This window comes from Paraburkholderia sp. SIMBA_053, assembly GCF_046534895.1.
Lineage (GTDB): Bacteria > Pseudomonadota > Gammaproteobacteria > Burkholderiales > Burkholderiaceae > Paraburkholderia > Paraburkholderia caledonica.
On the sequence record NZ_JAWRXU010001403.1, the window covers coordinates 1 to 246 of the forward strand.

Genomic DNA, 246 nt, shown 5'->3' on the forward strand with positions numbered 1-246 from the left:
GTGGGTTCTCAAACCACCCCTAGTCGGCTTGAGAAATAAAAAAGGTCCCGGGAATTATCCACGGGACCTTTTCCTTGCGGCTAATTTGCTAGCGTCTGCCTTTAAGCAATCCGCTCTTCCGTCTTAGGATCAAACAGAACCGCCTTAGACACATCAAACATCAGCGCCATGTTCTGCTCAGGCAGCGGATTAGAACTCGGGTGAACGCGGCTAACGATACGCTTCCCATTAACCTGCGCAAACACC

The 246-nt window shown here is 50.8% G+C and carries 1 pseudogene; it reads right to left on the minus strand.

What is annotated here, in order from left to right:
• Nucleotides 1-101: 101 nt before the first annotated feature.
• Nucleotides 102-246 (minus strand): annotated as a pseudogene (locus SB753_RS40215) (sugar ABC transporter ATP-binding protein); the annotation flags it as partial.